This window comes from Ruegeria sp. THAF33, from assembly GCF_009363615.1.
In the GTDB taxonomy this organism is placed as follows: Bacteria; Pseudomonadota; Alphaproteobacteria; order Rhodobacterales; family Rhodobacteraceae; genus Ruegeria.
In genome coordinates, this window is the sequence record NZ_CP045384.1 from 3,011,944 (window position 1) to 3,033,372 (window position 21,429).

Here is a 21,429-nt window from a genome sequence, read left to right on the forward strand (position 1 = left end):
AAGGGCCTGCGGCTATTCAACGGTGATCGTAATCACCTCGGATACAATCGGCGGGGAATGCGGCACATGCCCGGCGTCGCCCAGAACCAATTGCAGGGTGTGTTGGCCCGGCGCCAGATCCAGCGTTACTTCGGTCTGACCGCCTCCGAAGTGCATGTGATTATCGTCGGCGGGCAGGCCATTGGCCAACTCATCTGCGCCATCCTCGCCTTCACCCAGCGGAGGACGGTCAAGCAACAGGTGGTGGTGCCCGGTGTTTTCTTTCTCGGTTCCGGCGGGCGCGACGCCCATGCCGCTTAGGCCAAAGACAACCGTGACCGGTGATTGCACGGTATCGCCATCCGACAGGTTGACGAAATAGACCTTTGCATCAGGATTCGATGGGGTCTCTCCTCCGGCATGCGCAAAGCCCACCGAAAGGCAAAGCGCAGCAATGGCGAAAAAGGTTCTCATGATCTCCTCCCTGGTCACAAAAATGCCATTCTCATTGTGAGATCTTAGCGCGATTGCCTGAAAAACACAGCATCACAATGCCTGAGGCGCGTTTGGAAACCACTGTTTCTACGTTTCCCATACGCAAACGATCCGATTCAAATCCCTGATATTATCCCATGTCTGCCCCGTTTCCGCCCAGATTCAGCGCCATAGTCAGTACGGAAATCAAGATCTGGGGAACGAGTATGGACCGACTGACCGAAATGGAAGCCTTCGCCAATGTGGTGGACCAGGGTGGCTTCACCGATGCGGCCAAAAAGATGGGCATCTCCAAATCAGCTGTGTCCAAACACGTATCAAGCCTTGAGGCGCGCCTGGGAGCGCGGCTGTTGAACCGCACCACGCGCCGGGTTTCACCAACGGAAATCGGGCTAGCCTATTATGACCGCGCGCGGCGCGTGTTGAATGATGCCGGAGAAGCGGATTCACTGGTCACGTCAATGCAATCGGCCCCGTCTGGTCTTTTGCGCATCAGCGTTGCCACGGATTTCGGCGTCAATCACCTGTCACCTGTTCTGTCCGAGTTCCTTGCAGCCTACCCCGACATCACTGTGAACATGGTTTTGAACAACCGCTATGTCGAGCTGATTTCCGAAGGATTTGACGTGGCCGTGCGTATTGGTGAGCTGGAAGACAGTACACTGCGCGCCCGCAAACTGACCGAGACGGTCAAACGCATGGTCGCCGCGCCCAGTTATGTCGAAAGGTTCGGCCGGCCGCAGAAGATCGATGATCTGAACGAACACAAGCTGCTGCATTATTCCAGCCAATCCTCGGGCAATGTCTGGAAACTGACCGCGCCATCCGGCGAAAAACGTCAGGTTCGTACCGCCGGGTGGTTGAGTGTCAATGATGGCCAATCCCTGTTGAACGCAGCGGTTTCCGGCCTGGGTATCGCATATCTGCCCAGCTATCTTTACGCTGAAGCCCTAAAGGCCGGGCTGGTTGTCGATGCAATGCCGTCCCTGCCTGACGAAGTTCAAGGCGTTTACGCTGTCTACCCGCCGGGCCGCTTTACGCAACCCAAAGTGCGGGCCTTCATCGATTTCCTCGTTGATTCCTTCCACGGGAAGGGTCCGATGGACTGGTAATTTCTCCCTGAAGACCAACCTTTGGCCCGCATGTAAAAGTGCGGGCCTTTTTTTACGGGTCGATTACTGACAGTCCCATGGACCGGGCGGAAGTGCGCAAGCTGTCCGTCAGCACATTCTGACCCGGCGGTGGGGTTTCGGAACTGCGTGCCAACAGGGCGATATCGCGATTTGCATTGGCGATGGACAGCGGTCGCAAGCGCACCTCGTCGCGGTAGATCCCCTGTCTGCGAGCATAAAGATCAGGCAGTACCGCAACACCAACACCCGAAGCCGCCATCAGAACAATGGAATCAAGCGTCGTGCCTTCATACTCATCCGAAACAACCCCACCGCATTCCGCCGCCAATGCATAGACGATGCGCGACAGGCGGTGGCTTTGATCCAGGGTGAGGAAGATCCGGTTCTGAAGATCGGTGGCACTGACACCCTGCAAATCCCGCGCCAGAACGTCATCAACGGCAACCGCGACCCAAAGAGGTTCGTTGAACAACCGGTGTTGCACGGTATTCGGATGGTCTTCGGGCGTGGACAATATCAGATCAAAGCGACCGGATTTCAGACCCTGTTCCAGATCCAGTGTGTTTTCCTCGCGCACCACAATGCGCAATCCGGGGCGAATCCGGTGCACCTGTTTGATGGCTTGCGGCAACAGATAAGGCCCGATCGAAGGCAAAACCCCCAGTCGCAATCGTCCTCCGACGGGCATATCGTTCGACATGGCGTGGCGCAGGTCCTTGACCTCTGCCAGGATCTTCTGTGCGCGCAAGATGAACTCTTCTCCCTTCGCCGTCACCTGGATACCACCACGGTTACGCTCAAAGATCCGAACGCCAAGCTCTTGTTCTACAGTCGCAATTTGCGTCGACAGGCTGGGCTGGCTGACATTCAGCACCTCGGCTGCCAAACTGAATCGCCCAAGGCGACTGACCGTAACGATGTATTCCAACTGTCGTAATGTCGGGCGCATTTCATAGCCTAAAACTATTTATAACTTAGAAAGATAGTATTTGGCGAAATCTGTTTTGCAAGGCACCTAACCCAAAAACGAGGGATCAGGAGTCAATTATGCCCGGAGTGATCGAGACGCTTTCCAGCAACCTGCTGGTGCCGACCATATTGTTTTTTGCCCTTGGGCTTCTGGCGGCCTTTGTACGCAGTGACCTGTCCATTCCGGCGGGCGCGGCCAAGTTCATGTCGCTTTACCTGCTGCTGGCCATCGGGTTCAAAGGCGGTGCCAGTCTGGCCGCGCATGGCATTCACCTGCAACTGTTCCTGACGCTGCTGGGCGGTGTCGCCTTGTCCTTTGCCATCCCCTTCGTGGCCTTTGGCCTGCTCAGGGTGATGACACGCCTGGATGCGCTGAACGCGGCGGCGGTGGCAGGGCACTATGGTTCGATCTCGATCGTCACCTTTGTTACAGCCACCAGCCTGCTGGATCTGGTGGGGCTGACCCATGACGGATTCATGGTGGCCGTTGCGGCTGCGATGGAGGTGCCCGCAATCCTGTCGGCGCTTTGGTTGGCACACAAGACCGGAAGCAAAGGCGTCAAGGATGACAAGCTGTGGCGCGATCTGCTGGCCAACGGCTCGATCGTTCTGCTTACCGGTGCCTTCCTGATCGGAGCCATCACCGGCGGTGAAGGCATGCAGATGATCGCGCCCTTCATCGTGACGCCTTTCACCGGAATCCTGTGCCTGTTTCTGCTGGATATGGGCTTGTCGGCAGGGCGCAGCCTGATCAGCAACCGAGACAAGCTGTCGGTTGGCCTGTTCGCCTTTGGTGTTTTGATGCCCCTGATCGGCGCATTTATGGCTTGGGCGGTAGGTGCCGTGATCGGCTTGCCACAGGGCAGCTTGTTCCTGTTCATGGTGCTGTCAGCCTCGGCTTCGTATATCGCGGTTCCCGCCGCGATGAAGATCGCCCTTCCAAAGGCCGAGGCCGGGATCTATCTGACCTTGTCGCTGGGGGTGTCGTTTCCGTTCAACATCACCGTCGGATTGCCGCTGTACCTGTGGTGGGTCAGTTGACCAGCAATACGGCTTCGACCCGACGGTTGAGATCGCGCCCTTCCGGAGTTGCATTCGACGTGAGCGGAGACAGATAGCCAACACCCTGCGCTTCGATCCGGTCGGGTGCCACGCCATGCGCATCGATCAAGCGGGTTCGCACCGCCTCGGCCCGGCTTTTGCTGACCGCAATATTTGCCTGTAAGGCACCGGTATCGTCAGTGTGCCCCACCAACGCCAGGCGTGTGTTCGGGTTGTCGGTCAAGTATCCGGCCAGCAAGGTCAGCGAGTCAAACGGCCCTTCGCCCAGGGCAACCTCGCCCGTCGGAAAATGCAGATCATCCAGGATCACGTGGCCCGTTGTCGCCAAGGCCTCCAACACCCCGACCGAGCCTTCCACAGCTTGCTCGACCACCACAGGGTCCGGGTCCGGCGCGTCCTGGGGTGTGACCCGGATCATCTGAACATAGCCATCCGGGGGATTGCGGCTGACCAGCAGGCTAAGGGCAACCGGCCCCTTGGTGGCCGACAAAAAACGGTAATCCTGAATGGCGACATACATGTCCGGGGTTGGCACGACCTCGGTGCCAAAGCGAAAGTCGAAACCACCGCAAACCCGCGCGTCGCATTCGAACAGGATCTTGTAGCCCTGCGCCTCGATCTGATCCCGCAACGGTGCCAGCAGCTGCAATGTCGTGCTCGACCCCGCCTGAAGCCGCCACGTATAGCGTTCCACGCGCCCTTCGAGTGTTTCTGCGGGAACCGAGCCATTTGCATAAGGCCCCGTCGGCAGATCATAGCTGTCCAGTGGCGATGTTCGGTCGCTGATCTGTCGGGCACTGGCCGGCAGGGTCAGGTCCTGCGCGGCAACAGGTCCTGTCATCAGCAGGGCAACAAGGGCGGCGGCGCGGATCATCGAAACTGTGCGTGATATTCTTCGTTGGGCACCATCGCCGTCGCGCTGGCGACCCGGTTTGACATGTTGAAAAACCCGGCGACATTGGCGATGTCCCAGATGTCGCGGTCGGAAAAGCCTGCATCGCGCAGGCGCTGGCGGTCGGGCTCTTCGATCTCGGCGCTGGCGGTAGTCATCTTTGCGGCAAAGTCCAGCATCGCCCGTTGACGCGGCTCCAGCGGGGCGACGCGATAGTTCATCACCAGCATTTCGCCCAGTTGCGGATTGCCCGAAAGCTGACGCACCGCCGCCCCATGGGCGACCAGACAGTAGAAGCATTTGTTGATCGACGAGACGACGACCGCGATCATCTCGCGTTCCAGTTTGGTCAGCCCGCTGTCAGCCAGCATCAGATCGTTATACATCGCGGTGAAGGCGTTCAGCTTGTCGATATCGAATGCGTTGGCTTTCAGCACATTCGGCACCATGCCCAGTTTTTCGACACAGATATCAAAGTATTTCTGCGTTTCCGGCGGCAGCGGATCGACCATGGGCAGGTTCAGCGCGGTAGGCATGTCTTTTTGTGTCACGGCGGCCTCTTCGGTTCAGACAAGATGACGGTAATGGTATTCGCCCGCGATCTCCATCCCGAGGGCACGATAAAGACCGTTGGCGCCCTCATTGGCCTTGGTGCAGATCACGCTGAGGTTCTGCGCACCGTGATCACGCGCCCAGAATGCCGCCGCGCGCATGGTCCAGTGGCCCAATCCCTGACGACGGTGTTCGGGCAACACTTCCAGCGCGTGGACCATCGCAGTGTCTGCATGCATCGCCACAAAAGCCACGCCGCTGGGTTTGTCGTTGTGACGCAGCAAAAATCCTGTCTTGGGGCCCTTGGCACGTTCCATCACCGCGATCCGCTCGGGTCCGATCCCGCCCGAGGCCCAGATTTCGCGCATGATCTCAAGCGGTTCCCAGATTGAAAACACCATGACCGGTGGGATCGGCTGATCGATCAGCCGAGAGACGGGGCAGACATATATGTTGACCGGGTCAAGAATGTCGTATCCCCGCTGGGCCAGCATTGCATCCAGGGCTTCATCCCCGGGCCGCAGGCAGAAGATGCGTTTTTGCCCCATGGCCAGCATCGCGGCCTCGGCGGCGTCGATATCGTCTTCATCGGCCGGGCCCAATGCACTGGCCGCAGACACGCGCGACCCTCCGCCCTGCCCCTCACGCAGCAGAAACGGGCCAAGCCGCTGATAGCGTGCGGCGGGCCAGGTTCCGTCGACTATTTCCGCCCAGTTATTGCTCAAAGCTCAAGCTCTTTCGCCAGGCGAGTGGTGGCCGCGTCGATCCGGCCTCCGTCGGTGCCGCGCACAACCACATTGGCCCCGAAGGCACCGTTGATCTGAAACGGATAGCACCCGATGGACAGGTCGCTGAAATCTTCGGCCAAGGCCGCCAGGTTTGCGGCGATATCACCTTCTCCGCGGTCCACACGCAGAGTTTGCGACAGCAAAGGGCGGCCTCCGGTCAATGTTGGCAAAACGCTCGCCACCATCGCCTGAAAAACCGACGGCACACCTGCCATGACATGCACATTCGCAAGCGTGAACCCGGGCGCCGTCGAAACCGGGTTTTCGATCAGCGTCGCCCCGTCCGGAATACGCGCCATGCGCAGGCGGGCGGCATTCAGTTCCAGCCCGGATTTGTCGTAATGGGCCTGCAACAGCGCGCGCGCGTCATCGCGCACATCAATGGGTGTGTCGAAAGCGCGGGCAATGCAATCGGCCGTGATATCGTCATGGGTCGGGCCGATGCCGCCGCTGGTGAAGACATTGTCATAGGCGTCGGACAGCGCTTTGACGGCCGCTTCAATGGCAGGGGCGTCATCGCTGACAATGCGGACCTCTTTCAGGTCGATGCCGTGTTTGGTCAGTTCCTGCGCCAGAAAATGCATATTCGCATCGCGGGTGCGACCCGACAGGATTTCATCCCCGATCACCAGCATCGCTGCGGTTGGATTGGCCATGGCACTGTCCCCTCTTGATCGTCCTCAGGGGCAGGTATAGGCCCTGAACCATGCGATTTGAAACCCCTCTTGTCCCCGCCCGGCTGATCCGCCGCTACAAACGCTTTCTGGCTGATTGCAGGCTTGAGGATGGAAGTGAGGTAACGGCCCATTGCGCCAATCCGGGGTCGATGATGGGGCTGGCCGAGCCCGGCGAAAAGATTTGGCTGGAACCCAACGACGATCCGAAGAAAAAGCTGAAATTCGGATGGCGGCTGGTGGACCACGAGAACGGGCATTTTACCGGGGTCGATACCTCGGTCCCGAACCGGGCGCTGCGGGCTGCTTTGGAAGCCAGTGAGATTCCCGAACTGGCCGCCTATGACACCGTCCGGCCCGAGGTGAAATACGGCGACAACAGCCGCATCGATTTCCTGCTGACGGGGCCGGGCCTGCCGGATGCCTATGTCGAGGTGAAAAGCGTGACACTGTCACGCCAGCCCGGACTGGCCGAGTTTCCCGACAGCGTCACAGCCCGTGGCACCAAGCATCTGGGCGAGTTGGCCGCAATGGCGTCACAAGGGCATCGGGCGATCATGCTGTATTTGGTTCAGCGAACCGATTGCGACCGGTTTGCTTTGGCGGCCGATATTGATCCGGTCTATGCGGCGGCGTTTGAGGCGGCGCAGGCGCAAGGGGTGGAACGGATCGTTTACGGGACGCGGATAACGCCGTCGGGGGTTTGGGTGCAGACTGAAATGAGGATTTTGGCCGGCTGAGTCAGTCCGAAACGACAGCATCAACCTCTATCTCGACCAGCCACTCGGGATTCCCAAATCGTTCGATGGCCATGATAGTATCTACAGGGCGAGCATCCAAACAATACAGCTTTCGGGCTTCGATCGCCTGTTTCCAGTTTTCGATTTCGGTCAGGATGACACGCGTTCTGACAATATCGTGCAGCCCTGACCCGGCACGCTCAAGCGCATCTTTGATGATTTCGAAACATTGTCTGGTTTGCAGATAGACATCGCCGACACCCACAGTGTTGCCCTCAGCATCGACTGGTGCGGTTCCCCCGACCGCGATGAAGTTCCCGACCCGAACCGCTCGGCTGAACCCAACGATGCTTTCCATGGGGTTTCCGTTAGAGATCAATTCTCGTTTCTGTGACATGCATCCGGTTCCCTGATTTTCTCAAGAAAAAGTGCAATCATTAGATACTGATCCGCCTGCCGTGAAAAGTGTCCAAGCCAGTAGCCGTACGGATTGCGGTCGAGGCGGTGGGGTCCAAGATGCTGCAATGCAGCCCCTACTCTTGAATCCTGAGCCAACGGAACCAAGTTTCTCGCATGGTTTACGCAGTCTGAACGCGCGCCCTCTGGTACTTTCTGCACAAGCAGCGTAAAAGGAATGCTGCGCGCAACATTTGGAGCTTAGCGTCGATGAAAGAGCATCGTGGCCGCCTGACCAAGGACGGCATTCGCATCTATGAACAAGGTGACTTTGCCGGGATGCACGCGGCAGGGGCTTTGGCGGCGCGGATTCTGGATGATATTGCAGAACATGTGTTTCCCGGTCAAACCACCGGCGCACTTGACGGGCTGATCACGCAGATGGTCGAAGACGCCGGTGCGACCTCGGCCACCATAGGTTATAAAGGCTATCAGCACGCCAGCTGCATCAGCGTGAACCACGTTGTCTGCCACGGTATTCCCGGTGAGAAAAAGCTGAAGGACGGCGATATCCTGAATATCGACGTCACCGTCATCGTCGATGGCTGGTTTGGCGACACCTCACGCATGTATGTGGCGGGCAAGCTGCCGCGCAAGGCGGAACGGCTGATCCAGGTGACCCATGACGCGCTGTTCAAGGGCATCGAGATGGTCAAGCCGGGCAATACCTTTGGTGACATCGGCCATGCCATCCAGTCCTACGTCGAAGCACATCGGATGAGCGTCGTGCGTGATTTCTGCGGTCATGGTCTGGGTCGTGTGTTTCACGCGCCACCGAACGTGCTGCACTATGGTCGCCCGGGCACCGGTGCCGTGCTGGAAGAGGGTATGTTCTTTACCATCGAACCCATGGTCAACCTGGGTCGCCCGGAAACCAAGACTCTGGCCGACGACTGGACAGCCGTGACCCGCGACAAATCGCTGTCGGCACAGTTCGAACATTCGGTGGGCGTCACCTCGGATGGGGTCGATATCTTTACCCTGTCACCCGCTGGCAAGTTTCACCCGACTTATTCGTCCTGATCCGCGGCCTGTTCGCGGAGGAGTTTCAGCAGCATCGTTTCGTCCGCCCACGGCGTGACCGCGTCGTGGATGAAGACCGGCGCGCGCGTGGGTTTGCGCTCGGGGCCGGCAGCGGCTTCGGTGTCACTGGAAAAGGTCCAGGCAAAAGGTGTCAGGGTGCGGTCCATGCGTGCACATTAGCACAACCGCGGGTCAAAGTCCCAACAACCCATGCGCCTGTGACATGTCCGTGATCACCTCGGCCCCCAGATCCGCCAGCTTTTCACCGCCTCCATGAGGCGCATAAGCAAGGCAACGCATGCCGGCGCGGATCGCCGCCGTGACACCACTGTGACTGTCTTCGATCACCACCGGAGCCGTCGCGCCAAAGTGCTCGGCGGCCAGGCGGAACATCTTTGGGTCCGGCTTTCCGGTGCCCAGCACATGGGCCGAGAACATCACGTCTTTGAAGCGGTCCCAAATCCCGTTCTGACCCAGAGTGATCTTCATCTTGTCCGGGCTGCCATTCGACGCGACGCAACAGGGGATACCCTTTTGATCCAGCCCCGCAAGCAGGTCTGCGATACCGGGGACCAATGGCACACCTGCGCGCAGGCGGTCATAGGTTTCGGCATAGATCTGATCTATCCAGTCTTCGGGCAGAACGGCACCCATCGCGCGGGCCTTGTCCCGCACCCCCACCATGGTTCCGCCCACGAACAGGGACATGCATTCACGCAGTGCCAGATGCAGGCCATGATGCGCCAGATTGTCCACCAGCACCTGGTTCGAGATCACCTCGCTGTCCACCAGAACGCCGTCGCAATCGAAAATGACAAGATCGTGCATATGGGATTCCTGCTGTGCCTCGCGCTCGGCCTATCCAAGCTGTCCCGTCATTGCAAACACAGGCCGCCGGCCAAACCGCGCGAAACGTCTCAGCCTTGCACACCTTTCCACATCAAGGAAATATGCGTGTCGCCATATTTGCGACTGTCTTGCAATGTGAACCCGGCCGGCGCCTGCATCGGGGCGTTTTCTTCCCAAACCAACAATGCATCATCCGCGATCCAGCCATTGGCCAAGGCGGCGACGGCCTTCTGCCCCATGGATTTCCCGTAGGGCGGGTCCAGAAAAATCAGATCGTAAGGCGCGCCGGGATTGTCGCCCAACCGGGTCGCATCGCGGCAGACCAAGTCGGTACGGTCGGCGCTGCGGGTCAGGTCGATATTCTTGCGTATCAACCCCTGAGCCACCCGCCCGTCATCGACGAAGGTGACATGCGACGCCCCCCGCGACAGCGCCTCGAGCCCCAGCGCACCGGTTCCCGCGAACAGATCCAGCACCCGCAAACCGTCAAAATCTATCTGGTGGTTGAGTACATTGAACAGGCTTTCCCGCACGCGGTCGGTGGTGGGGCGCAGATGCGCGCCCGCATCACCCTTGCCGACCGGGGCGAGGGCGCGGCCCCGGAATTCTCCGGCTATGATCCTCACGCCTTGAGCAGCGGTTTTAGGTCCGCGTTCGGGTCTGCCACGACTTCGGGATCAGCGGTCTTGCCCATTTCGATCAATCTTTTGCCGACCATGTATGCCCGCGGATCATTCACCGCGTCCACAGCAATCAGCCTGTCGCCTTTGTAATACCAGAAGGACACGGTCTGACCCTCGCCCTTGCGGGTCACCACGCGGTCATATCCGGTGTTCAGGCCCGCGATCTGAAGCTTGACGTCGTACTGGTCCGACCAGAACCATGGGGTTGCCACATAATCCTTGGCCGCGCCCAGCATGTTCTGCGCCACGATTTCGGCCTGGTCGATCGCGTTGGGGACGCTTTCCAGACGGATACGCCCTTCGCCATGGGGGAAAGAGGCGCAATCGCCCGCCGCCCAGATCGACGGATCAGACGTGCGACCATGGGCATCGGTTTTGATGCCGTTGTCCAGTTCGAGCCCTGCCATCTCGGCCAGTTGGGTAGAGGGGGTGATGCCCACACCGACCACGACGAAATCAACGTCCAGCGTCGTGCCGTCCGTCAACACGGCCCCCACAACCCTGCCATTTTCGCCGATCAGACGATCCAGCCCGACACCTTCGCGGATGTCGGCACCGTATTCGCTGTGCAACGCGCGGAAATACGCGCTGGTTTCGGGCGCAGCGACCCGTTGCAGGATGCGGTCGGCCATCTCGACCAAGGTGACCTTGACGCCGCGTTTCGCGCAGACGGCGGCGGCCTCGAGCCCGATGTAACCGCCGCCCACGATCAACGCGCGGGCGCCTTCGGTCACTTTGGGTTCCATCTCATCAATATGGGCCAGGTCGCGCACCACATGTACGCCATCCAGATCGCCTCCGATGGCGGCAGGCAGGCGGCGCGGATCTGACCCGGTGGTCAGCGTCAGTTCGTCATACGGGATGACTTCATCCCCAACAGTGACCGTTTTGGCCTTGGGGTCGATGCCGGTCACGCGCTGGCCAAGCCGCAGAGTGATGTTGTTTTCGGCATAGAAGCTTTCGGGTCGCAGGAACAGGCGCTCCAGCTCCATCTCTCCTAGAAGATAGGCCTTGGACAAAGGCGGGCGCTGATACGGCAGGTGCGGCTCGGCCCCGATCAGAGTAATCTTTCCGTCGAACCCGTCCTTGCGCAGCCGCGCCACCAAGGACGCTCCTGCCTGACCCGCGCCAATCACGACAATATGGCTCATGCTTTGCCCACCCCGCAGTTTTCCCGTGGTCTCTCTGATTTGACCACCTATATTGCGGCTTAGCCCAATTCTGCAAATCCAAACGACAGGAGCTGAAAAATGATTTCAACAGGAGACACCCTGCCCGAGGCCACACTGATCCAGATGGGGGCCGACGGGCCGGAGGAAGTTCGGATTTCAGACAAGACCAAGGGGCGCAAGGTTGTCATTTTCGCTGTGCCCGGCGCCTATACCGGCACATGCACCACCGCACATGTGCCAAGCTTCATTCGCACCAAAAAGCAGTTCGACGACAAGGGCGTGGACGAGATCATGTGCCTGTCGGTCAACGACCCGTTCGTCATGCAGGCCTGGGGTGAATCCACCGGCGCCACCGCGGCCGGACTGACCATGGTATCAGACGCGGCCTCAGAATTCACCAAAGCCATCGGCATGGATTTCGACGCCCCGCCCGTTGGCCTGTTCGCGCGCTCGAAACGGTATGCGATGCTGGTCGAGGACGGCAAGATCACGGCCCTGAACCTGGAAGAAAACCCCGGTGCCTGCGGGATCTCGGCGGGTGAAGGTTTGCTGGAGGTGATCTGAATTTGGCCGGCCCCGGTCTGTCCGGGGCCGCGTGAACCCAATTTAACTTGAAGCACTGCCTCAATGCGCGAATACTCGTCGCACAAAATTGGGGAGATTTTTATGAAACTTAAGGTATTTTCATCCATCCTGACCGGCGCAGCGCTTTTGGCAGCCTGCGGTCCGGCCCCAACCCCGCAACAGCAAGCCGCACGACAGCACGAGATTGCCTGCCTCAGCGGCACACTGGGCGGCGCCTTGATCGGCGGTGCAATCGGCAACCAGTTCGGCGGCGGATCGGGCAAGACGATCCTGACCGCAGCCGGTGCTGCCGCCGGTGGCATTGAAGGCCAAAGATTTGCATGCTGAGGAGATTGGACATGAAACGGGCGATTTTTGTATTCACAGCTGCATTCCTGGCCTCGGCCACCAATGCCGAAACCGTGGCCGAGCTGCATGAAAAAGAATTGAATGCCATCGACGCAAACAATGACGGGTTCCTGTCCAAAGACGAGTTCGACGCTTTTTCGGACTATGCGTTTCAGGCCATGGACGAAGACAAGAACGGCACACTGGGTCAGGCCGAGGCCAAGCCGTTTCTGGACATAAAGCAGTTCCAGAATGTTGACCGCAACAAGGACAGCTTTATTTCAAGATCGGAATATGATGCACAGATGAATGAAGATTTCGACGCGGCAGATCAGAATGGCAACGGCCAACTGGACTAAGCCCGCTTGAAGGAGCTTGCTATGAAGAAATGGATCGGAATGAGTGCTTTGGCACTGGCCGCGGCCTGTGACGTTCCGCAAGCTCCCGTGGTGACGGGGCCGGACGGACAGGCCCGCATCCAGATCAATCCGTCTGGCCTGACCTGCTATGAAAACCGGTGTCTGGATATCAATCCGGCGGCGCGCAGCGTGCGCCAGATCGGGAACAAGACCACTGGCATCCCAAGGTCCATCGATGTCAGCGATGGCACCGTCACACCTGCGGAATTCAAGCAGATGGGCACGGCTGCGTCGCTTGCCGGTGGCCAGGGGTCAGGCAACGACCGCTAGCACAGGCTGTCCATCTTTCGAGCCAGTTTGGCGTCCAGTGACGACAGGCCGCCTACGTCATGGGTGGACAGGACCACCTCGACCGTGCGGTAGACGTTGGACCATTCTGGATGATGGTTCCATTTCTCGGCCCAGATCGCCACTTGCGTCATCCAGCCAAATGCGTGCACGAAGTTGTCGAATATGAAGGTCTTGGTGATCGCGTCGCGGCCTTCGACCATGGTCCAGCCGTTTTTGAACAGCGGATCCAGCAGCGGGCCACGGGTCTCGGCGGACAAAAGTTCAGTCATTGCTGTTCCTCCGGGTTCGATTTCCTGAACGGGCCGTAATCCGTCAGAATCTCGATCTCTTCTCCCACTGCGCGGCCTTCGGCGTCCAGATATTTTTTGACGGCATCGGCAAAACCCGGATCGCCGACCCAGTGCAAGCTATGCGTGCGCGTCGGCAAATAGCCCCGCGCCAGCTTGTGTTCGCCCTGAGCGCCCGCTTCCACCCGGGCCAGACCGTGGGCAATGGCAAAGTCTATCGCCCTATAGTAGCACAGTTCGAAATGCAGGCAGGCATGATGTTCGATGCAGCCCCAATACCGCCCAAAAAGCGTTTCGCGGCCTATGAAGTTCAGCGCACCCGCAATGGCGTGACCATCCCGTTCAGCCAAAACCAGGGCCATGTCATTCGCCATCGTCTCTTGTGCGATGTCAAAAAACCGCCGCGTCAGATAGGGTGAGCCCCATTTTCGCGCCCCGGTGTCCTGATAGAACCGCCAAAACGCATCCCAGTGTTCCGGGCGCAGGTCATCGCCCGTCAACGTGCGGATTTCACCGCCAAAGCCATTGGCCTGCGCCCGTTCCTTGCGGATGTTTTTGCGCTTGCGTGAGGACAAGGCCGCAAGGAAGTCATCGAATTCGGCGTAGCCATCATTCAGCCAGTGAAACTGTTGCGAGCTGCGAAGCATTAGCCCCATCTGCTCACCGGCCAATGCCTCGGCTTCCGTACAGAAGGTCACGTGAACCGAAGAAACCTGATTGTCGGCCGCCAGTTGAACGGCACCCTGCACCAAAGCCGACATTCCGATCCTGTCATAGCCCGGGCGCACCAGAAACCGCCGCCCGGTGGCGGGTGTGAACGGCACCGCAATTTGCAGCTTGGGATAATACCGCCCGCCTGCGCTTTCATAGGCATGGGCCCAGCTGTGGTCAAAGATGTACTCGCCCTGGCTGTGCGATTTGGCATACATCGGGGCCGCTGCGATCAGGATCCCGTCAAGAAAGGCGGTCAGGTATTGCGGCTGCCAACCCGTACCGCGCCCGACCGAGCCGCTTTCCTCAAGCGCCAGCAAAAAGCGATGTGTGGTGAAGGGATCAAGGGGCCGCCCACCATCGGCGGCCTCGGTGCAGGCGCAGGCATCCCACTCGGCCGCTGAAATCCGCGACAGAGACCCAATGACCTGAACTTCGATTTGGGCCTGATCCATGTTTCCTCCGCACCAGCCCTTTATCTGTGACCGAAGCGGCAAGGTTCAAGCTGAATGCGCAGCCAGATACCCTTCGAAGGTCACATTGTCGGCAACCATGCGGGCCTCGGCCTCTTGTTCGGGCGTCCGGACGGTCCAGCACAGGATCGGCACGCCCTGCGCCTTCAGTTCGGCCACACGCGGGCGGGAAAGGTCTTCCGCCTCGTGGCTGATGAAACCGGCCCCAACACGGTCAAAATCAGGAATATCGCGCAGGGTGTCGCAGACGTCTTGCGGCAGAAGCTCGACACTGGGCTCATAGGCGCAAGTCGTGATGCCGCGCGGCAGATGCGGGGCCAGCCGCGCCAGTTCCGCGACCGAGTTTGGATTGAAGGACATCAGGGCCACCGGGCCGTCATAGCCCTGCAATGCGCGCACGGTGTCGTGCTCGAGGGCGCCGATATTCATACCCATAACGCCGTCCTGATCCTTCAGCTCGATCAGCAGCGGCACCTGGCCTGCCACCATATCCAGCACCTCATCCAGCGTTGGAATGCCGTCATCACCATACAGAAGGGTCAATTCGGACGCCGCCGCCGCCGACACCTGCCGGATCGGCCCGGGCTGGCCGGTCAGACGCCCCATGTCGTAATCATGGAACACGACGGCACGATCATCAGCTGTCAGCTGAAGATCGATCTCGATCCCGTATCCGGCATCAATGGCGGCACGAATGGCCGCCCGGCTGTTTTCCGGGCGGTTGTTCGAGATGTCATGCAGCGCCCGATGAGCAATCGGGGCCTGCAAAAACGCAGCTGGCAGGGGCGGTATCATTCGATCTCGAATATGCCTTCGATCTCGACCGCCACGCCCAAAGGCAGCGACGCAGCACTTACGGCGGAACGCGAGTGGCGACCGGCGTCGCCCAGCGCTTCGACCAGAAAGTCGGATGCGCCGTTGATCACTTGCGGCTGCGCAGTGAAATCTGCGGTCGAGTTCACGAAACCGGTCAGCTTGATGACACGCACCAGTTTGTCGATATCTCCGCCACAGGCCGCCTTGACCTGCGCCAGCAGATTGATCGCGCAGACCCGCGCCGCTGCGGCTCCGGCCTCGACATCCATGTCATCGCCCAGCTTGCCGGTGATCAGCTCGTCTGATTTCGATATCTGGCCGGACACGTACACGATATTGCCCACACGTACATACGGCACATAATTTGCCGCTGGCGCGGGTGCGTCGCCCAGCGTGACACCGAGGCTTTCCAATTTTGCAGCGATGCTCATTGAGAGGGTCCTTCCCTGATTGACTCTGCCGGACGCTAACCGGGAAGCACATCCGTGGAAAGACGGAATGCGGCAAATTCCGGCTTGCATGCGATCTGAGCATATCTTTACTTATTATGACTTGCAGATGCTCAATTGCTTTACCCGGACCTGACGAACAGGTTACACGCTAGGTGTTTCATTTGAGACCTGAAACGACTATGTGACAAGAACTTGTGCCTTACCGGCGTGTTAGTATTGGTGAATTGTGATTGTTGGCCCGACAGAACGGATGTCGGGCATTTGGGAGAAGCAAAGATCGTGTCGAGCAGATTTTGCCTGAAACACCTGGTTGTCCTGTCACTCATGGCCATTCTGTCCGCCTGTGCAACGACACCGCCCGAGGGCGCCTCACGCAGCGACGTGTTTGACCCTTACGAAAACGCGAACCGGGGAATTCACAAGTTCAATCTGGGCGTTGACCGGTTTCTGTTTCGACCTGCGTCGAAAGGGTACGTGAAGATCGTTCCTGATCCCATGGTCACCAGTTTCAGCACATTCGCCGAAAACATCTCGCTGCCCGGACAAGCGGTCGACTACCTGCTTCAGGGCAACCCGAAACAGATGGGCAATGCGCTGCTGCGCTTTGTGATCAACATGACCGTGGGCGGCTTTGGCCTGTCCGCGCCCGCAGATGAGCTGAACCTGCCGCCCGTCGATACTGATTTCGGTGAGACCCTGCACGTCTGGGGGGTCGGCGAAGGGGCCTATGTTGAACTGCCTTTCTATGGCCCGTCGACCCAAAGGGATGCCATCGGGGTGGTGATCAACCTGTTCTCGAATCCGATCAATTTTGCCCCGGTCCGGCCCGCTGACAATCTGGGCGTCTATGCCGAAGTCGTTCGCCGCATGGGCGATCGTGGACGGTTCTCGGATACCGTGGACTCGATTCTGTATGAAAGCGCAGACAGTTATGCGCAGGCCCGCCTGATCTATCTGCAAAACCGCCGCTTCGAACTGGCGAGAGATGACGAAGACGCCTATCTGGATTTGTATTCCGACCCCTATGCAGAAACCGGTACAGACCCGGTCAGGGACCCCTATTTAGACCCATACGAGGACCCCTATGCTGAATAACGAGTTGAACCGCCGTAGCTTTGTCGCAGCTGGTCTGGCCTTGGCGGTCCTGCCCAAATCCGCATTTGCCCAGACCGAGGCATCAGCCAAGGCACTGGTCAACAGTGTGGTCAACGACATCAACAGGGTTATCGCATCGGGCAAGTCAGAGAATGCGATGCTGCGTGATTTCGAGAAGATCTTTGTGCAATATGCCGACGTCCCGATCATGGCGCGTTATGCCCTCGGTGCCGATGCCCGTACGGCCACCCCATCCCAGCTAAGGCAATTCACCAAGGCTTTTCAGGGCTATATCTCCCGCAAATATGGTCGCCGCTTCCGCGAGTTCATTGGCGGTGAGGTCAACGTGCGTAATGCACGCAAGATCAAGGCCGGATATGAAGTGCGCACAATGGTCAAGCTGCGCGGCTCGGCGCCGTTTGATGTGACGTTCCTTGTTTCGGACAAGTCTGGGCGTGAAAAATTCTACAACATGTTCATCGAAGGCGTGAATCTGTTGCTGACCGAACGCACCGAAATCGGCGCGATGCTGGACGCCCGCAAAGGCAACCTGGACCAGTTGATCAAAGACCTGAAAAAGACAGGGTGATCCGTTTCACTTGCGGCCACGCATTGAATTACGCCTTTGACAACAGTGGGACAGAGGCGTCTGACCACCTGTTTTTTCGGCGCGCCGCGGCTACGTGTCGAGGTCACGGCATGTAACTGCGCACCAAAGCGCCTGCAATCAAAGCCCACCCATCGGCGATCACGAAAAACGCCAGCTTGAATGGCAAGGATACGATGGCCGGAGGCACCATCATCATGCCCATCGACATCAATACAGCAGCCACGACAAGATCGATGATCAGAAATGGCAGGAAAATCAGAAACCCGATCTGAAACGCCCGTGCGATTTCCGACAGCATGAAGGACGGCATCAAGACCGACAACGGCGCTTGTGCGGACAACTCCATAGCCTCACCACCGGGGCGCAAAGCCGCCATGGCATAGAACGTATCCGCATCCAGTCGGGCCGCCATGAAGGCACGGAACGGCTCCAACGCGCGCTCCAACGCTGGTTCCACTTCCATCGTCTCTTCCATCATCGGTCGTATCCCTGTCGCCCATGCTTCTGAAAACACCGGGTCCATGATGAAATAGGTCAGGAACAACGCCAGGCTGACCAACAGCATATTGGGCGGAGATTGTTGCAGGCCGATCCCTTGCCGCAGGATCGACAGAACGGTGATCAGGAAGGGAAAGCAGGTGATCATGATCGCCAGCCCCGGAGCGATGCTCAGTACTGTGATCAGCAGAATCAGCTGGATCGTCCGGGCGGAAATCGACCCGCCCTCGCCCAAGGACAAGGTCAAATCCTGGGCAGCGGCCAGTGAGGGTGTCAACACGGCCACCAAACCCAGGCAGAGCACATAGCGCATCAACCGATTCCGTTGTGCAAATCCGCAATCTCGGTCAAGCGCACTGCAAGTTGCCCTGCCTGATCGCCTTCCATTTCTTCCAACAGCCCGCGCGCCACCAACTGATCCCCAACATAGAGGTCAACCGGATCTTCGATCCGTTTGTCTAGGGTCAGCACGGCATTCTCTCCCATGTTCAACAGGTCCTTGATCAATGGGCGCGCACGACCAACGGAAACGGTCACTTCAATCGGGACCGAGTCGAAGGGGTTGGGTTTTTCAGATTTCGGGATCTGGGTGTCATTCATTGGACAAAGCCTCTCTTGTCTCAAAGACATAAGCGTCAAAGGTCTGTTCGATGGCGGCGAGCAAAGCGGTGCAATCAACCTCACGTCGGCTCGTGCCGACCTGAAGGCGGGCCTGACCCGGCTCCAGGTCCGAGTGTTCGATCACCTGAGGAGTGGAATGCAGATCTTGCGGCAACAGCGCTGCGACACTCTCGGCACAACCCGGCGGCACCAAAATCTGCATCGGCTGCTCTATCCGCGAACGCGCCATTTCACAGAGTTGCTCCACGATGCGGGCTGCAAGGCCGCGCTCGGCCATCTCAGGCAGTACGGTCTGAACCAGGCTGGTGAACATGGGCTCCAACGACAGGGTCATGCGGGCGATGGCTTCGTGATAGGTGAAAGACATATCCTCAAGCGACCTTGCCAATTCAGCCGAAATCTGGCTGCGGCTTTGCTCCTGCGCCCGCGAGGCATCTTCCCAACCGGCCCCATACCCGTCTTCGAAGGCAGCGAGCCGTTGTTCTTCCAGCGTGTCCTCATTCAAGATCAGAACAGGCCCCGTACCGGTCTGGGTGGTGAAATCCTCAAGAAGATGAGCAATCGACATCACACCCGCTCCTCACCTTCTTCAAGCCAACTGCGCAGGATCTCGACAGTTTCTTCCTGCTTTTCACCGATCATGGCGCGCAGCCGGTCGACAGGATCCTCCGTGGCGTTCGAGCCGAGAGCCGGAACACCACGCTCTGCCGGCAGGGTCGAGAGCTCTGCCGGTTCCTCCGGAGCGATTTCACCTGTCAGTGCCAGGGTATCCGAATCCGCCCCTCCTGCCGCCGCCAGCAGCGCCGGTGTCGGTGTCGCATTCGTCAGGATCGGGCGGATCACGAACAGGGCCAGCACGAGCGAAACCAAAGCCAGCACAGCCATCTGTATCAAGGACATGACGTCCAGATGGACGTTGTGCCAGAGCGACGACGATACCAGGGTGCCCTGTGGTTCGACCGACGGCAGATCCATGGATTTCAGTGTGATAACGTCCCCGCGCGCCGCATCGTACCCGACTGCCGACGCCACGAGCTCTTCCAGAGCGGTAAGCTCTTCCTGGGGCAAGGGCGTGAAGACTTCGGCACCAGAGGCGTCCACTGATCTTTTCCCATTGACCAGAACTGCAACCGTCAGACGCTTGATCGCGCCGGGGGCCTTATGGACTTCCAGCTCTGTCTCGGAGACTTCGTAGTTCACCCGCTCACGAGTCTGGGTAGCCGTCGAGTTCGATTCGTCCCCGCCCGCCGCATCGCCATCCGGCAGGTTCGACGCCACGGTGACATCCGATGACTGGTTTCGGGCGCTGTCCGAACGTTCTTCGACATCCGTGCTGATCGCCACGCGGCCTTTGGGGTCAAAGCGCCGCTCGCGAATGGATTCCGTGTTGGTTTCGGTGTCCACACTGACCTCGACCACGGCATTGCCTGTACCGACACGCGCCTCGACCAGACGCAGAACACGTTCCCGCAACTGGCGCGACTTGTCGTCCGCAGTGTCCGCAGGCGCTGCGGTATCCTGCCCGCCATTCACGGCCCCGTGCGAATCAACCACCGTAACGTTCTCGGGCGTCAGGCCGCTGACGGCCGAGGCAACAAGGAACCGGATGGCCTTGGCCTGATCCCCGGTAATTTCGGTCCCGGATGGCACCAGGTAGACCGAAGCCGTTGGTGACACGCTGCGCTGAAACGGGTTTGCCGTCCCGTTGGCAATATGGACGCGCGCCTGACTTATATGCGGGCTTCCGACAATCGTCCGCGCCAGTTCACCCTCTTTCGCGCGCCAATAGGCAGCATCGAACATCTGAGAGGTGGTGCCAAACCCGCTTAGCGAATCAAGCAGTTCGTACCCTTTGTTGCCGTTTGCGGGCAGGCCTTCGCTGGCCAGGGTCATTCGCAGCTCGTCGCGCTGCGCGCCGGATACGTAGATCGATCCGCCCCGGATTTCATATGTGACGCCGCGCTGGTCCAGCGCGCGGACTATTTCCCCGGCGGCACCGCTTTCCAGACCCGCATAAAGCAGCGTCATGGACGGAGCCGTCACGAGGCGCGACATGCCAAGGATTCCCAGAAACACCAGCGCAACCGCACCGGCGACGATGATTTGTTTACGCCTGTCCAAATTAGCCCAGACAGTTCCGATCTGCTGCACGCTCACCTCCGACTCGCCGGCATTCTGCCCGACGCACCCTCTGTTTGGACGATTGCTCTTAACAATCGGTTAGTCCCTGCGCGGTTATGACGGGGTCGGAACGGATGAATGAGGACGTCATGACCGACGCAACCGACGAACTGGCGGAACCCACCGGGAAAAAAGGGAAAAAGGGAATACTGATCGGGATGCTTCTTGCCATCGCCGGCGCTGCGGGCGGGTATTTCGTGACGTCATCCGGATTGATTCCGCTGGGTGGCAAGGCCGCGGTTGAGGCCGGCAAGGACGAGGCGAAAGAGGAACCTGCCAAAGCGCTGACGGATGTCGGTTTCATTGATCTGCCGCCGGTTGTTGTATCGGTGAATTCCGGCAATTCGCGACATTTGAAGTTCCACGCTCAGCTCGAAGTTAACGCGCCGTACATAGCTGATGTGAAAAAAATGCAGCCACGAATCATGGATGTCCTGAACGGATACCTGCGAGCTGTTGAATTGAAGGACCTTGAGGATTCGCTGGCATTGACGCGCATCCGAGGTCACCTGCTGCGACGCATTGGAATTGTTGTTGGCGAAGGGCGCGTTCGCGATGTGCTGGTGATGGAATTTGTACTGAATTAGGAGGCGGAA

General features: G+C 59.0%; 30 protein-coding genes. 11 read left to right on the forward strand and 19 right to left on the reverse strand.

Translation table 11 applies throughout. The features are described 5' to 3' along the window. Nucleotides 1–12: 12 nt before the first annotated feature. On the reverse strand, nt 13–453 hold the full coding sequence (locus FIU92_RS15110) for a DUF4399 domain-containing protein (RefSeq protein ID WP_152459400.1): 441 nt from the start codon (nt 451–453) through the stop codon (nt 13–15). 227 nt (nt 454–680) lie between these two features. On the opposite strand from FIU92_RS15110, the gene FIU92_RS15115 reads away from it, so the two are divergent. Beyond that, nucleotides 681–1,586, forward strand: a complete 906-nt coding sequence (locus FIU92_RS15115; protein WP_152459401.1) for a LysR family transcriptional regulator — start codon at nt 681–683, stop codon at nt 1,584–1,586. Nucleotides 1,587–1,638: 52 nt separating this feature from the next. Here FIU92_RS15115 and FIU92_RS15120 read toward each other — a convergent pair whose 3' ends face one another. Then, a complete protein-coding gene (locus tag FIU92_RS15120; protein ID WP_152459402.1) occupies nt 1,639–2,556 on the reverse strand; it encodes a hydrogen peroxide-inducible genes activator in 918 nt (305 codons plus the stop codon). A 98-nt stretch (nt 2,557–2,654) separates the two neighbouring features. Here FIU92_RS15120 and FIU92_RS15125 point away from each other — a divergent pair, with 98 nt between their 5' ends. Beyond that, nucleotides 2,655–3,617, forward strand: coding sequence for a sodium-dependent bicarbonate transport family permease (locus tag FIU92_RS15125; RefSeq protein WP_152459403.1), 963 nt, complete (start codon nt 2,655–2,657; stop codon nt 3,615–3,617). Here the strand turns inward: FIU92_RS15125 and FIU92_RS15130 are convergent. Genes FIU92_RS15130 through FIU92_RS15145 form a run of 4 tightly spaced genes read right to left on the reverse strand, consistent with a single transcriptional unit; the run spans nt 3,610 to nt 6,526 of the window. Beyond that, entirely contained in the window at nt 3,610–4,512 is a 903-nt protein-coding gene (locus FIU92_RS15130; RefSeq protein ID WP_152459404.1) for an OmpA family protein, read from the reverse strand. The two genes, FIU92_RS15125 and FIU92_RS15130, sit on opposite strands and share 8 nt — an antisense overlap. Next, nucleotides 4,509–5,066 (reverse strand): peroxidase-related enzyme, encoded by a 558-nt coding sequence (locus tag FIU92_RS15135; RefSeq protein WP_152459932.1) that lies wholly within the window; start codon nt 5,064–5,066, stop codon nt 4,509–4,511. Before FIU92_RS15135 ends, FIU92_RS15130 begins: the two co-directional genes overlap by 4 nt. A gap of 30 nt (nt 5,067–5,096) precedes the next feature. Continuing rightward, nucleotides 5,097–5,807 carry a GNAT family N-acetyltransferase gene (locus FIU92_RS15140; protein ID WP_152459405.1) on the reverse strand — a complete coding sequence of 237 codons (711 nt, stop codon included), beginning with the start codon at nt 5,805–5,807 and terminating at the stop codon, nt 5,097–5,099. Continuing rightward, nucleotides 5,804–6,526: a molybdopterin-binding protein gene (locus FIU92_RS15145; RefSeq protein ID WP_152459406.1), complete on the reverse strand. Its 723-nt coding sequence runs from the start codon at nt 6,524–6,526 to the stop codon at nt 5,804–5,806. The genes FIU92_RS15140 and FIU92_RS15145 overlap by 4 nt, the downstream gene beginning before the upstream one ends. Nucleotides 6,527–6,576: 50 nt before the next feature. Between FIU92_RS15145 and sfsA the strand changes: the two genes are divergently transcribed. Further along, a complete protein-coding gene (gene sfsA / locus FIU92_RS15150; protein ID WP_152459407.1) occupies nt 6,577–7,284 on the forward strand; it encodes a DNA/RNA nuclease SfsA in 708 nt (235 codons plus the stop codon). A 1-nt stretch (nt 7,285) separates the two neighbouring features. Here the strand turns inward: sfsA and FIU92_RS15155 are convergent, their stop codons facing one another. Further along, entirely contained in the window at nt 7,286–7,681 is a 396-nt protein-coding gene (locus FIU92_RS15155; protein WP_254705318.1) for a RidA family protein, read from the reverse strand. A 269-nt stretch (nt 7,682–7,950) separates the two neighbouring features. Between FIU92_RS15155 and map the strand changes: the two genes are divergently transcribed. Next, entirely contained in the window at nt 7,951–8,763 is an 813-nt protein-coding gene (map, locus tag FIU92_RS15160; RefSeq protein ID WP_152459408.1) for a type I methionyl aminopeptidase, read from the forward strand. Here map and FIU92_RS15165 read toward each other — a convergent pair. The 4 genes from FIU92_RS15165 to FIU92_RS15180 all read right to left on the reverse strand — a co-directional run bounded on the left by FIU92_RS15165 (nt 8,751) and on the right by FIU92_RS15180 (nt 11,446). After that, on the reverse strand, nt 8,751–8,930 hold the full coding sequence (locus FIU92_RS15165) for a hypothetical protein (RefSeq protein WP_152459409.1): 180 nt from the start codon (nt 8,928–8,930) through the stop codon (nt 8,751–8,753). The two genes, map and FIU92_RS15165, sit on opposite strands and share 13 nt — an antisense overlap. 25 nt (nt 8,931–8,955) lie before the next feature. Beyond that, a complete protein-coding gene (locus FIU92_RS15170; protein ID WP_152459410.1) occupies nt 8,956–9,591 on the reverse strand; it encodes an HAD family phosphatase in 636 nt (211 codons plus the stop codon). An 89-nt stretch (nt 9,592–9,680) separates the two neighbouring features. Continuing rightward, complete coding sequence (gene rsmD, locus FIU92_RS15175) at nt 9,681–10,238, reverse strand: 16S rRNA (guanine(966)-N(2))-methyltransferase RsmD (RefSeq protein WP_152459411.1); 558 nt, start codon at nt 10,236–10,238, stop codon at nt 9,681–9,683. Next, nucleotides 10,235–11,446, reverse strand: a complete 1,212-nt coding sequence (locus FIU92_RS15180) for an NAD(P)/FAD-dependent oxidoreductase (RefSeq protein WP_152459412.1) — start codon at nt 11,444–11,446, stop codon at nt 10,235–10,237. The genes rsmD and FIU92_RS15180 overlap by 4 nt, the downstream gene beginning before the upstream one ends. Before the next feature lie 99 nt (nt 11,447–11,545). On the opposite strand from FIU92_RS15180, the gene FIU92_RS15185 reads away from it, so the two are divergent. From FIU92_RS15185 to FIU92_RS15200, 4 genes are all read left to right on the forward strand, one after another. Continuing rightward, complete coding sequence (locus FIU92_RS15185) at nt 11,546–12,031, forward strand: peroxiredoxin (protein WP_152459413.1); 486 nt, start codon at nt 11,546–11,548, stop codon at nt 12,029–12,031. A gap of 102 nt (nt 12,032–12,133) precedes the next feature. Beyond that, entirely contained in the window at nt 12,134–12,379 is a 246-nt protein-coding gene (locus tag FIU92_RS15190) for a glycine zipper 2TM domain-containing protein (RefSeq protein ID WP_152459414.1), read from the forward strand. Nucleotides 12,380–12,390: 11 nt separating this feature from the next. Next, entirely contained in the window at nt 12,391–12,738 is a 348-nt protein-coding gene (locus FIU92_RS15195) for a hypothetical protein (RefSeq protein WP_152459415.1), read from the forward strand. Between the two features lie 21 nt (nt 12,739–12,759). Then, complete coding sequence (locus FIU92_RS15200) at nt 12,760–13,068, forward strand: hypothetical protein (RefSeq protein ID WP_152459416.1); 309 nt, start codon at nt 12,760–12,762, stop codon at nt 13,066–13,068. Here FIU92_RS15200 and FIU92_RS15205 read toward each other — a convergent pair. From FIU92_RS15205 to FIU92_RS15220, 4 genes are read right to left on the reverse strand one after another with little or no spacing between them, the layout of a single operon-like run. Then, nucleotides 13,065–13,358, reverse strand: coding sequence for a 4a-hydroxytetrahydrobiopterin dehydratase (locus FIU92_RS15205; protein ID WP_152459417.1), 294 nt, complete (start codon nt 13,356–13,358; stop codon nt 13,065–13,067). The two genes, FIU92_RS15200 and FIU92_RS15205, sit on opposite strands and share 4 nt — an antisense overlap. Beyond that, complete coding sequence (locus FIU92_RS15210) at nt 13,355–14,542, reverse strand: GNAT family N-acetyltransferase (RefSeq protein WP_152459418.1); 1,188 nt, start codon at nt 14,540–14,542, stop codon at nt 13,355–13,357. The genes FIU92_RS15205 and FIU92_RS15210 overlap by 4 nt, the downstream gene beginning before the upstream one ends. Nucleotides 14,543–14,587: 45 nt before the next feature. Next, nucleotides 14,588–15,355 carry a glycerophosphodiester phosphodiesterase family protein gene (locus FIU92_RS15215; protein WP_152459419.1) on the reverse strand — a complete coding sequence of 256 codons (768 nt, stop codon included), beginning with the start codon at nt 15,353–15,355 and terminating at the stop codon, nt 14,588–14,590. Continuing rightward, nucleotides 15,352–15,807, reverse strand: a complete 456-nt coding sequence (locus FIU92_RS15220) for a RidA family protein (RefSeq protein WP_152459420.1) — start codon at nt 15,805–15,807, stop codon at nt 15,352–15,354. The genes FIU92_RS15215 and FIU92_RS15220 overlap by 4 nt, the downstream gene beginning before the upstream one ends. Nucleotides 15,808–16,152: 345 nt before the next feature. Here FIU92_RS15220 and FIU92_RS15225 point away from each other — a divergent pair, with 345 nt between their 5' ends. Together FIU92_RS15225 and FIU92_RS15230 are read left to right on the forward strand one after the other, a co-directional pair. Next, entirely contained in the window at nt 16,153–16,923 is a 771-nt protein-coding gene (locus tag FIU92_RS15225; RefSeq protein WP_152459934.1) for a VacJ family lipoprotein, read from the forward strand. Then, nucleotides 16,913–17,512: a phospholipid-binding protein MlaC gene (locus FIU92_RS15230; protein WP_152459421.1), complete on the forward strand. Its 600-nt coding sequence runs from the start codon at nt 16,913–16,915 to the stop codon at nt 17,510–17,512. The genes FIU92_RS15225 and FIU92_RS15230 overlap by 11 nt, the downstream gene beginning before the upstream one ends. A gap of 103 nt (nt 17,513–17,615) precedes the next feature. Here FIU92_RS15230 and fliP read toward each other — a convergent pair whose 3' ends face one another. The 4 genes from fliP to fliF are packed head-to-tail and all read right to left on the reverse strand — an operon-like array spanning nt 17,616 to nt 20,803. Continuing rightward, nucleotides 17,616–18,344 (reverse strand): flagellar type III secretion system pore protein FliP, encoded by a 729-nt coding sequence (gene fliP / locus FIU92_RS15235; RefSeq protein ID WP_152459422.1) that lies wholly within the window; start codon nt 18,342–18,344, stop codon nt 17,616–17,618. Further along, nucleotides 18,344–18,631, reverse strand: coding sequence for a FliM/FliN family flagellar motor C-terminal domain-containing protein (locus tag FIU92_RS15240; protein WP_152459423.1), 288 nt, complete (start codon nt 18,629–18,631; stop codon nt 18,344–18,346). Before FIU92_RS15240 ends, fliP begins: the two co-directional genes overlap by 1 nt. After that, nucleotides 18,624–19,220 (reverse strand): ABC transporter ATP-binding protein, encoded by a 597-nt coding sequence (locus FIU92_RS15245; RefSeq protein WP_152459424.1) that lies wholly within the window; start codon nt 19,218–19,220, stop codon nt 18,624–18,626. The genes FIU92_RS15240 and FIU92_RS15245 overlap by 8 nt, the downstream gene beginning before the upstream one ends. Then, nucleotides 19,220–20,803 (reverse strand): flagellar basal-body MS-ring/collar protein FliF, encoded by a 1,584-nt coding sequence (gene fliF / locus FIU92_RS15250; protein ID WP_152459425.1) that lies wholly within the window; start codon nt 20,801–20,803, stop codon nt 19,220–19,222. The genes FIU92_RS15245 and fliF overlap by 1 nt, the downstream gene beginning before the upstream one ends. A gap of 119 nt (nt 20,804–20,922) precedes the next feature. On the opposite strand from fliF, the gene fliL reads away from it, so the two are divergent. After that, nucleotides 20,923–21,420 (forward strand): flagellar basal body-associated protein FliL, encoded by a 498-nt coding sequence (gene fliL, locus FIU92_RS15255; protein WP_152459426.1) that lies wholly within the window; start codon nt 20,923–20,925, stop codon nt 21,418–21,420. Nucleotides 21,421–21,429: the final 9 nt, after the last annotated feature.

Bases quoted from the DNA above. Each gene is read 5' to 3' on its own strand.
- FIU92_RS15165 (WP_152459409.1), bottom strand. From the start codon at position 8,930: ATGGACCGCACCCTGACACCTTTTGCCTGGACCTTTTCCAGTGACACC.
- FIU92_RS15190 (WP_152459414.1), top strand. From the start codon at position 12,134: ATGAAACTTAAGGTATTTTCATCCATCCTGACCGGCGCAGCGCTTTTG.
- fliP (WP_152459422.1), bottom strand. From the start codon at position 18,344: ATGCGCTATGTGCTCTGCCTGGGTTTGGTGGCCGTGTTGACACCCTCA.
- FIU92_RS15185 (WP_152459413.1), top strand. From the start codon at position 11,546: ATGATTTCAACAGGAGACACCCTGCCCGAGGCCACACTGATCCAGATG.
- FIU92_RS15205 (WP_152459417.1), bottom strand. From the start codon at position 13,358: ATGACTGAACTTTTGTCCGCCGAGACCCGTGGCCCGCTGCTGGATCCG.
- FIU92_RS15240 (WP_152459423.1), bottom strand. From the start codon at position 18,631: ATGAATGACACCCAGATCCCGAAATCTGAAAAACCCAACCCCTTCGAC.
- FIU92_RS15245 (WP_152459424.1), bottom strand. From the start codon at position 19,220: ATGTCGATTGCTCATCTTCTTGAGGATTTCACCACCCAGACCGGTACG.
- sfsA (WP_152459407.1), top strand. From the start codon at position 6,577: ATGCGATTTGAAACCCCTCTTGTCCCCGCCCGGCTGATCCGCCGCTAC.
- FIU92_RS15135 (WP_152459932.1), bottom strand. From the start codon at position 5,066: ATGCCTACCGCGCTGAACCTGCCCATGGTCGATCCGCTGCCGCCGGAA.
- FIU92_RS15200 (WP_152459416.1), top strand. From the start codon at position 12,760: ATGAAGAAATGGATCGGAATGAGTGCTTTGGCACTGGCCGCGGCCTGT.
- FIU92_RS15130 (WP_152459404.1), bottom strand. From the start codon at position 4,512: ATGATCCGCGCCGCCGCCCTTGTTGCCCTGCTGATGACAGGACCTGTT.
- map (WP_152459408.1), top strand. From the start codon at position 7,951: ATGAAAGAGCATCGTGGCCGCCTGACCAAGGACGGCATTCGCATCTAT.
- FIU92_RS15120 (WP_152459402.1), bottom strand. From the start codon at position 2,556: ATGCGCCCGACATTACGACAGTTGGAATACATCGTTACGGTCAGTCGC.
- FIU92_RS15125 (WP_152459403.1), top strand. From the start codon at position 2,655: ATGCCCGGAGTGATCGAGACGCTTTCCAGCAACCTGCTGGTGCCGACC.
- FIU92_RS15195 (WP_152459415.1), top strand. From the start codon at position 12,391: ATGAAACGGGCGATTTTTGTATTCACAGCTGCATTCCTGGCCTCGGCC.
- FIU92_RS15225 (WP_152459934.1), top strand. From the start codon at position 16,153: ATGGCCATTCTGTCCGCCTGTGCAACGACACCGCCCGAGGGCGCCTCA.
- FIU92_RS15145 (WP_152459406.1), bottom strand. From the start codon at position 6,526: ATGGCCAATCCAACCGCAGCGATGCTGGTGATCGGGGATGAAATCCTG.
- FIU92_RS15180 (WP_152459412.1), bottom strand. From the start codon at position 11,446: ATGAGCCATATTGTCGTGATTGGCGCGGGTCAGGCAGGAGCGTCCTTG.
- FIU92_RS15170 (WP_152459410.1), bottom strand. From the start codon at position 9,591: ATGCACGATCTTGTCATTTTCGATTGCGACGGCGTTCTGGTGGACAGC.
- FIU92_RS15210 (WP_152459418.1), bottom strand. From the start codon at position 14,542: ATGGATCAGGCCCAAATCGAAGTTCAGGTCATTGGGTCTCTGTCGCGG.
- FIU92_RS15110 (WP_152459400.1), bottom strand. From the start codon at position 453: ATGAGAACCTTTTTCGCCATTGCTGCGCTTTGCCTTTCGGTGGGCTTT.
- FIU92_RS15230 (WP_152459421.1), top strand. From the start codon at position 16,913: ATGCTGAATAACGAGTTGAACCGCCGTAGCTTTGTCGCAGCTGGTCTG.
- FIU92_RS15115 (WP_152459401.1), top strand. From the start codon at position 681: ATGGACCGACTGACCGAAATGGAAGCCTTCGCCAATGTGGTGGACCAG.
- fliL (WP_152459426.1), top strand. From the start codon at position 20,923: ATGACCGACGCAACCGACGAACTGGCGGAACCCACCGGGAAAAAAGGG.
- FIU92_RS15220 (WP_152459420.1), bottom strand. From the start codon at position 15,807: ATGAGCATCGCTGCAAAATTGGAAAGCCTCGGTGTCACGCTGGGCGAC.
- FIU92_RS15215 (WP_152459419.1), bottom strand. From the start codon at position 15,355: ATGATACCGCCCCTGCCAGCTGCGTTTTTGCAGGCCCCGATTGCTCAT.
- FIU92_RS15155 (WP_254705318.1), bottom strand. From the start codon at position 7,681: ATGTCACAGAAACGAGAATTGATCTCTAACGGAAACCCCATGGAAAGC.